We start from the raw sequence: 8,606 nt of genomic DNA, 5'->3' as shown, positions 1-8,606 counted from the left end.
GGCTCGGAGATGTTTTAAAGAGACGGGTCGCGGCGGCGCATCGCGGAACCGACGCCGATCACCCGCCCGCGGCGGCGCGTCCGCCAGCCGCAGCACCGCGCCGTCCCGGCCCGCCACCACCGGCTCGGACGCCCGCGCCGCCTTCGCCCGGTACTGCGCCGCGTCCGCCAGCCGGAACAGCCGTCGCGCCGAGAGCACCTGACCGATCGGGTCGCCCGTAGAGGCGATCCCGCACGCCACACCCTCTCCCAGCTCCAACTCGGCCGCCCGCACGCACAGTTCCTTCGCCACGGCGATCACCTCGTCCGCCGGTGGTCCCACCGTCAGCAGACAGAACTCGTCGCCGCCCAGCCGCGCGGCCAACGCGCCGGGAAGCCGCGCGCCGCACACCGACAGGACCGAGCCGAACCGTTCCAGCAGCCGGTCACCGACCGCGTGCCCATGGGTGTCGTTGACGGCCTTGAGTCCGTTGAGGTCACAGACGACAAGGCTGACGACGGCTCCTTCGTCGCGGTGCCGGCCGACCGCCTCGTCGAGTTGTATGTCGACCGCGCGCCGGTTCGCGAGCCCTGTCAGCGGGTCCGTGAAGGCGAGCCGGCGCACCTCTTCGAGCCGCTCCGTCTGCGCGAGCCCGGCCGCCACCACCGATGCGACGACGGTCGCGAACTCCGCGTCGTCCGCGCCGAAGGGCGGGGCCTCGCGGGGCCGGGCCACATACAGCTCGCCCCAGGCCCGCCCGTCCAGCACGATCGGCGCGACCACACAGCAGCCGCGCCCGCGCCGGCGCAGCGCCGCGACGCGCTTCGGAAAGTAGCCGGGCTCGCGCGAGACCGGCCAGGGAGCGTGTCCCGTCGCCGTCTCGACCCAGGCGTTCGGACCGCCGCCGCCGGCCCACCGTTCGTGCAGGAACTCCGCGATCTCGGGAAACTGATGCACGGGATACGTCTCGTCCTCGGGAAACTCCTCCTCGTCGTCGGCCAGCTCTCCGGTGTTCACGAGGACCTTGAGCCGGCCGCGTTCCCGCTCCCACACGGACAGCGCCGCGAAGCTTCCTCCGAGCCCTTCGCGCGCGCCCTGCGCCGCGGCCCGCCACGCATCGCGTGGTGTCGGGGCGGAGGCCATCGCCTGCGCCAGTGCCACCACGGCTCGCAGTCGCCCGTCCACTCCCATCACCCCAGCTTAAGTCGGCGCCGAGGCTTCCGATCATCCAGAGCGACGAGCGGTCACACCGCGTTCATTCGCCGGGCCACTGCGGCTTCCGCTTCTCGTTGAAGGCCGCGACACCCTCCGCCCGGTCGCCGGAGAAGGCGACGGACCGCCAAGCCGCGTCCTCGACCTCAAGACCGGCCCGCAGGTCGAGCCCGTGACCGAGCCGCAGCGCGCGCTTGGCGGCGCGCAGGCCGACGGGTGAGTTGGCGGCGATACGGGCCGCCAGGGCGAGGGCCTCGTCCCGGTCGGATCCCTCGGCCACCAGCTCGTCGACGAGGCCCAGCTCGCGTGCCTCGTCGGCGTCCACGCGCCGTGCCGTGAAGATCAGCTCGGCGGCGCGCGCGGCTCCGACGCGGCGGGGCAGCAGTTGCGTACCGCCGCCGCCGGGAATCACTCCGACCGACACCTCGGGCAGTCCGAGGACCGCCGTGCGGTCGGCGACGATCAGATCGCAGGCGAGTGCCAGCTCGAAGCCGCCGCCGAGCGCGAAGCCGTGCACCGCGGCGATCGTCGGCATCGGGAGTTCGAGGACGCCGGTGTACGCCGCCCGCGCGGTGGGCCGCTGGCGTACCAGATCGGCGTCGCTGAACGAGTTCCGTTCCTTCAGGTCGGCGCCCACGCAGAAGGCACGCGCATGCGTGGAGGTCAGCACGGTGACCCGGACGCCGGAGTCCGCGCCCAGCGCCTCGCACCCGGCGGTGAGAGAGCGGGCCATCTCCGTCGACACCGCGTTCATGGCCTTGGGACGGTCGAGGACCAGCTCCGCGACATGTCCGTGCCGCCTGACGACGACATACTCCCCGTACCGCCGCTCGTTCTCCATGGCCTCGGCCATGATCACACCCCTCCGGTTAACGATGGTTCACACCGGGTGTTGATACTAGGGCCTTCCGTTTGGATCGCGCTGGAGCGGGGTTGAGCGCCGGAGTGCTCAATGCTGTTGTGCGGGGCGGGTGTTGCTGGGACGGAACCCGAACATTGGCGCGATCATTTCGGGATCGATTCGGCCGTAGGTTGGCGACGCCAGCAGGGAAGCACCGCAACCACAGTTGATGGAGACCACAATGCGTCCGAGCCTTGTCGCCCGTTCCACCCGTCTTGTTCTGGCCCTGGCGGCCGTGGCGGCCCTTACCGCCACCGCCACCGCCTGCGACTCCACCGGCGACGCTCCGAAGGTCGGAAGCTCGGCCGACACGAGCGGGAGCAGCAAGTCCAGCACGTCCAGCACGTCCGACGACACCGTCGACACGGACAAGGCGAAGCAGGACTACTACGGGTCCGACGATGACACCGTCGACACCGACAAGGCCAAGGAGGACTACTACGGCTCCGACGACGACACCGTCGACACCGACAAGGCGAAAGAGGACTACTACGGCTCCGACGACGACACCGTCGACACCGACAAGGCCAAGCAGGACTACTACGGCTCCGACGACGACACCGTCGACACCGACAAGGCCAAGCAGGACTACTACGGCTCCGACGACAAGAACTAGATGCGCGGGTCCGAAGGCGCCCCGCCCCGTGGCCGGACGACGCTACTTCTCAGACAGGCCCTACGTCGCGCGCCGGGACAGCAGCCAGGGTTCGACGACACCGAGACCGCGCACCGGCCGCTGCCACATCGGCTGGAGCGCGAAGCGGTACGAGGGCGGCGCCTCGCCCTCCTTCTCGGCCTTCGCGGCCGCCTCCGCCGCCTGGGCCTCGGAGGCCGGGGCCTCGCCGGTACGGATCAGCTCCTCCGCGAACGCGCCGTCGACGAGGACGGTGTCCTTCGGAGCTATCGAGGTGAGCCGGCTCGCGAGGTTCACCGTCGTACCGAAGACATCGCCCATCCGCGTGGTGACCGTGCCGAACGCGATGCCGACGCGCAGCGCCGGCATCGTCTCGTCATGGGCCATCGTCTCTATGAGGCGCAGCGCGATCTCCGCGGCCGTGCCCGCGTCGTCCGCCGCGTAGAGCACCTCGTCACCGAGGGTCTTGATGAGCCGGCCGCCGTGCGCGGCGACAAGGTCGGCGGAGGTCGTCTCGAACGCCTCGACCAGCTCGCCTAGCTCCTCCTCCTCCAGCCGACGGGTCAGCCGGGTGAATCCGACGAGGTCGGCGAAGCCGACCGCGAGGCGCCGGTCGACCATCTCCTCGTCGTCGGCGGCCTGGACGACCCGGCCGGTGGCCGCGGCGAGCTGGCGCCGCCAGACATAGACGAGAAACTCCTCCAGCTCGGGCAGGAGCAGTTCGACCAGCGGGTAGGTGACCTCGGTACGGGTCATTCCCGGCTCCGGCGGCTCCGTCAGTCCTTCCAGGAACGAGTCGATCTGCCACTCCGCCAGCCGGGCCGTGGTCTGTCCGGTCGACCTGGCGACCTGTACGGCCATCGGCTCGCTGAGCAGTCCGGCCTCCACCAGACCGGCCAGCCGCCGCAGCGCGAGGACGTCCGCCTCGGTGAGGGCCTTGGCCTGGCCGATGTCCGCGAAGCCCATGGCGCGCCAGAAGCGGGAGGCGAGGTCCATCGAGACACCGGCGGTACGGGCCGCCTGAAACGGCGTGTAGCGCCGCTCGGCGCCGAGGATGAGCTGTTCGAGCCGGATGGCGAGCGGGTCGTCCGTCGGCTCCACCGAATAGTCGACGACATGATGCGGGGTCGGGTACGCGGGCGAGTCCGCCGGCGGCTGCGCGTCCTCGCCGGAAGTCGAATCGTCGACGGTCACCAGCCGCCTCCTGCCCGTTCCCTGCGCACTGCCCTGCCGATCTGTAGTGGATCGCCTCAACGATACGGCAGGTGTGCCCTGGCTCACGTCCCACTCACCAGCCTAGGGTCTTTCGCGAGGCGGAGAAGGAAGCGGTACCTGGGCCGCACCTAGATGTGGCCTGGGTGTGGCCTAGGTGCCGAGGGCCCTCACATGCACGATGTCGCCCGCGCCGACCGCATGGCGTACGCCGTCCGCCGTGGCCAGGACCAGCCGTCCGTCGCTGTCGATCGCCACCGCCTCGCCTGTCAGCTCGCGGTCTCCTGGCAGCTCCGCCCGTACGGTGCGGCCCAGGGTCGCGCAGCCCGCCGCGTACGCCTCCTGGATACCGGAGACCGCCGGGTCGCCCTCCGCCGCCCGCCACTGCTCGTACCACCGTTCCAGCGACCGCAGCACGGCGCGCAGCAGTGTGTCGCGGTCCAGGGACACCGCGTCCGCCAAGGCCAGTGAGCCCGCCGTCGGGACCGGCAGTTCCGCCGCCCGCAGCGAGACGTTCAGGCCGATGCCGACCACGACCGCGTCGTCTCCGGCCCGCTCCGCGAGGATTCCGCCCGCCTTGCGTTCCTCGCCGTCCACGGTCACCAGCAGGTCGTTGGGCCATTTGAGGGCCGTGTCCACGCCGGCGGCCCGCGCGAGGCCGGTCGCGACGGCCACTCCGGTCAGCAGTGGCAGCCAGCCGAGACGCGCGCCGGGCACGGCGGGGCCGGGCCGCAGCAGGACGGAGAAGAAGAGTCCCGAGCGGGCCGGAGCGGTCCACCGCCGGTCCAGCCGTCCGCGTCCCGCCGTCTGTTCCTCGGCGACCAGCACCGCGCCCTCCGCGAGTCCGTCGCGGGCGCGCGCCGCCAGATCGGAGTTGGTGGATCCGGTCGAGGCGACCACATCGAGCGTGTTCCACAGGCCGCCCGGCCGGATCAGCCCGTGGCGCAGCGCGCGCACGTTCAGCGGGGGGCGTTCGAGGTCGGACCAGCGGCTCGCCTGGTCATGGGGCTCCGTCATGCAAGCCAGCCTAAGTGTGGCAAACACCGCACTGCCGAATGGTAGGGGCTGTCCCGTAATCCGTGGTGGATCAGCGCGCGGCGTCGGATGCGGTGCGTCGCAAGGCGGAGGGACGTCCGCATACTGGGCGTATGGGGGCGTTCCGACAACGCGGCGAAGTGCCGTAGCCGTCGTCGCGTTCCCGCCAGGGATTATTGCGACAGCCCTCAGGGGCGCCGATACGCTACGGATCAGTAGCCTACGAGCCGACCGCCAGCCGTCCCGCAACCGCAACCGCATCCGTGACCCGCAGGGAGCCGCATCCCGATGTCCGAGCCGGAAACCGTCCACGGCGCCGAAGCCAGCCACACCACCGCGGGCAAGATCGCGGACCATCAGCGCCGCATCGAGGAAGCCACGCACGCCGGGTCCGCGCGCGCCGTGGAGAAGCAGCACGCCAAGGGCAAGCTGACGGCCCGCGAGCGGATCGGCCTGCTGCTGGACGAAGGGTCCTTCGTCGAGATGGACGAGTTCGCCAGGCACCGCTCGATGAATTTCGGCATCGAGAAGAACCGTCCGTACGGAGACGGTGTCGTCACCGGTTACGGCACGGTCGACGGCCGCCCGGTCTGTGTGTATTCGCAGGACTTCACGATCTTCGGCGGTTCCCTCGGCGAGGTCTACGGCGAGAAGATCGTGAAGGTCATGGACTTCGCGCTGAAGACCGGCTGTCCGATCATCGGCATCAATGACGGCGGCGGCGCCCGTATCCAGGAGGGTGTGGTCGCGCTCGGCCTCTTCGCCGAGATCTTCCGCCGCAATGTGCACGCCTCGGGTGTCGTGCCGCAGATCAGCCTGATCGTCGGCCCGTGCGCGGGCGGCGCCGTCTACTCTCCGGCGATCACCGATTTCACGGTGATGGTCGACCAGACCTCTCACATGTTCATCACGGGTCCGGATGTCATCAAGACGGTGACCGGTGAGGACGTGGGCTTCGAGGAGCTGGGCGGTGCCCGTACGCACAACACCACGTCCGGGGTCGCGCACCACATGGCCGGTGACGAGAAGGACGCCATCGAGTACGTCAAGTCACTGCTGTCGTATCTGCCGTCGAACAATCTCTCCGAGCCGCCCGCCTTCCCCGAGGAGGCCGCGCTGGAGACGACGGACGAGGACCGCGAGCTGGACGCGCTGATCCCGGACTCCGCGAACCAGCCGTACGACATGCACTCCGCCATCGAGCATGTGCTGGACGACGGCGAGTTCCTGGAGACCCAGTCGCTGTTCGCGCCGAACATCATCACGGGCTTCGGCCGCGTGGAGGGCTTCCCGGTCGGCGTCGTCGCCAATCAGCCGATGCAGTACGCCGGATGTCTGGACATCAACGCCTCGGAGAAGGCCGCGCGGTTCGTGCGGACCTGCGACGCGTTCAATGTCCCGGTGCTGACCTTCGTCGACGTCCCCGGCTTTCTGCCGGGCGTCGACCAGGAGTACGGCGGCATCATCCGGCGCGGCGCGAAGCTGATCTACGCGTACGCCGAGGCCACGGTCCCGCTGATCACGGTGATCACGCGCAAGGCGTTCGGTGGCGCGTACGACGTGATGGGCTCCAAGCATCTCGGCGCCGATCTCAATGTGGCGTGGCCGACCGCGCAGATCGCCGTGATGGGCGCGCAGGGCGCGGTGAACATCCTGCACCGCCGCACGATCGCCGCGGCCGGTGACGAGGCGGCGCAGGAGGCGCTGCGCGCCGAGCTGATCCAGGAATACGAGGACACGCTGCTCAATCCGTATGTGGCGGCCGAGCGCGGTTATGTCGACGCCATCATCAGGCCGGCGGAGACGCGGGCCCATATCGTGAAGGGGCTGCGCCAGCTTCGTACGAAGCGGGAGAGCCTGCCGCCGAGGAAACACGGGAACATTCCTCTCTGACGGCGGGCCCGGCGGCGACGCCGGCCCGATGGTGTCCGGCCTCCGTGTGTCCAGCAGCAGGAAAGGACCTGGCGATGATCAAGGTCGTACGAGGAAATCCGACCCGGGAGGAGCTGGCCGCCGCTCTGGCGGTGGTCCAGATCCGCGCCGCGGCGATGGCGAACTCCTCACCGGGTGCGTCCGAGCCGCCCGCCGAGTGGTCGGCGCCGGCCCGGATCGCGCGGCATCTGACGCCGCGGCCGGGCCCGCGGGCCTGGGCGCGCACCTACTGGCCCGGCTGAGCCGCTTCTGACGGTTCGTCAGGTACGGCGGCTCGTCAGGTACGTCGGAGGAAGAGGCCCGAGAGCAGTGCGCCCGCGACCACGAGTCCGGCGTTGACCAGCACCGCGAGGCCGATTCCGTCGAGCAGCGCGCCGGAGGAGGAGACGACCACGGCGCTCATGACCGGCGTGCCCAAGGTGATACCGACCTGCTGGGTCATCGTCGCGAGCCCGGTCGCCGTGCCCTGTTCGGCGTCGGGCAGTCCGGAGGTGGCGGTGACCATGAAGCCGACGATCACGAGCATATTGCCGACGCCGCCCGCGAAGGTGCCCGCGAGCAGCAGCGCGAGCCAGCCTCGGTCGTCGCCGAGAGCGAACAGCGAGGCGGTGGCGACCGCCTGGAGCAGACCGCCGGCGACAAGCGCCGCGCGGCTGCCGTACCGGCCGATGACACGCGGCGCCAGCACGCCGCCGAGGACCGTGCCGGCTCCCAGCACACCGAAGGAGAGTCCGGCCGCGAGCGGTGAGAAGCCGAGCACCTGCTGGAGATAGAGCGTCATCAGAAAGACCAGTGAGGTCTCGGTGACAAAGGCGATGAGACCGGCGGCATTGCCCCAGACGACGGTCCTGCGGCGCAGAACACGGATGGGCACGAGAGGCGCGGCCGAGCGCTTCTCCAGAAAGTAGAACCCGGTCAGCAGTACGGCGCCGACGGCGAGCGGCACCAGAGTGCGCGGGCCGCTCCAGCCGTGATCTCCGGCGGCGGTCATCCCGTAGACCAGTGCGAGCAGGCCACCGGTGACGGCGAGCGCGCCGGGCACATCGAGCCGTGGACGCTCGCGCGGGCGGCTCTCCTTGAGCAGGGCCGGGGCTGCCACGACGACGGCGAGCGCCACGGGCACATTGATGAAGAAGGCCCAGCGCCAGGAGAGCAGATCCGTGAGGACGCCGCCGAGGATCGCGCCTGTCGTGAAGCCCGCGGACATCAGCGCGCCGTTCAGTCCCAGCGCCTTGTCGCGCAGCGGCCCTTCGGGAAACGACGTGGTCAGCAGCGACAGCCCGGCCGGAGTGACGGCGGCCGTGGCAAGGCCCTGGGCGACCCGCGCGACCATCAGCATCCCGGGGCTCACCGCGAGACCGCCGGCCAGGGACGCGATTCCGAGCAGCGCCATGCCGCCGAGGAAGATCCTGCGCCGGCCGACCAGATCGGCGATCCGGCCGAAGAGCAGCGTGAAACCGGCGGCGGCCAGCGCGAAGGCGGTGGCGATCCACTGGAGGCCGCCGAGCGAGAAGCCGAGGCCCTCGCCGATGACCGGCAGCGCGACATTCAGGATCGAGAAGTCGACCGCGAGCATGAACTGCGCGACCAGCAGCACCACAAGGACAAGGCGCGTCCGTCCGTCCATGCGTGATGGTGGCGCCAACTGCCGGGCCGCTCCTGGCGCTCCCGTTCCGACCGTGGTCATGACTCCGCCCCTCC

At 70.4% G+C, this 8,606-nt stretch carries 8 protein-coding genes; 3 read left to right on the top strand and 5 right to left on the bottom strand.

Features of this window, described 5'->3' with window-relative positions:
* Together PV679_RS33060 and PV679_RS33055 are read right to left on the bottom strand one after the other, a co-directional pair.
* Positions 1 to 1,170, bottom strand: a 1,170-nt coding sequence (locus PV679_RS33060; RefSeq protein ID WP_416069855.1) for a diguanylate cyclase domain-containing protein, incomplete at its 3' end; no start/stop codon positions are given.
* Positions 1,171 to 1,234: 64 nt separating this feature from the next.
* Positions 1,235 to 2,044, bottom strand: a complete 810-nt coding sequence (locus PV679_RS33055) for an enoyl-CoA hydratase/isomerase family protein (protein WP_319684598.1) — start codon at positions 2,042 to 2,044, stop codon at positions 1,235 to 1,237.
* 229 nt (positions 2,045 to 2,273) lie between these two features.
* Between PV679_RS33055 and PV679_RS33050 the strand changes: the two genes are divergently transcribed.
* On the top strand, positions 2,274 to 2,708 hold the full coding sequence (locus PV679_RS33050; protein ID WP_319684596.1) for a hypothetical protein: 435 nt from the start codon (positions 2,274 to 2,276) through the stop codon (positions 2,706 to 2,708).
* Between the two features lie 60 nt (positions 2,709 to 2,768).
* Here the strand turns inward: PV679_RS33050 and PV679_RS33045 are convergent, their stop codons facing one another.
* Positions 2,769 to 3,920, bottom strand: a complete 1,152-nt coding sequence (locus tag PV679_RS33045) for an adenylate/guanylate cyclase domain-containing protein (protein WP_319684595.1) — start codon at positions 3,918 to 3,920, stop codon at positions 2,769 to 2,771.
* Between the two features lie 171 nt (positions 3,921 to 4,091).
* The gene (locus tag PV679_RS33040; RefSeq protein WP_319684594.1) at positions 4,092 to 4,955 is read right to left on the bottom strand and encodes a biotin--[acetyl-CoA-carboxylase] ligase; all 864 of its coding nucleotides are present in this window, start codon (positions 4,953 to 4,955) and stop codon (positions 4,092 to 4,094) included.
* Between the two features lie 306 nt (positions 4,956 to 5,261).
* Between PV679_RS33040 and PV679_RS33035 the strand changes: the two genes are divergently transcribed.
* Positions 5,262 to 6,866: an acyl-CoA carboxylase subunit beta gene (locus PV679_RS33035; RefSeq protein WP_319684593.1), complete on the top strand. Its 1,605-nt coding sequence runs from the start codon at positions 5,262 to 5,264 to the stop codon at positions 6,864 to 6,866.
* Between the two features lie 74 nt (positions 6,867 to 6,940).
* Positions 6,941 to 7,147 carry an acyl-CoA carboxylase subunit epsilon gene (locus PV679_RS33030; RefSeq protein ID WP_319684591.1) on the top strand — a complete coding sequence of 69 codons (207 nt, stop codon included), beginning with the start codon at positions 6,941 to 6,943 and terminating at the stop codon, positions 7,145 to 7,147.
* A gap of 35 nt (positions 7,148 to 7,182) precedes the next feature.
* Here the strand turns inward: PV679_RS33030 and PV679_RS33025 are convergent, their stop codons facing one another.
* Positions 7,183 to 8,592 carry an MFS transporter gene (locus PV679_RS33025; RefSeq protein WP_319684589.1) on the bottom strand — a complete coding sequence of 470 codons (1,410 nt, stop codon included), beginning with the start codon at positions 8,590 to 8,592 and terminating at the stop codon, positions 7,183 to 7,185.
* Positions 8,593 to 8,606 lie beyond the last annotated feature (14 nt).

The sequence above is a fragment of the Streptomyces sp. AK02-01A genome (genome assembly GCF_033795305.1).
Lineage (GTDB): Bacteria > Actinomycetota > Actinomycetes > Streptomycetales > Streptomycetaceae > Streptomyces.
The sequence above is the reverse complement of the archived record's forward strand: the minus strand, read 5'-3'. Positions and strand labels throughout refer to the sequence as shown.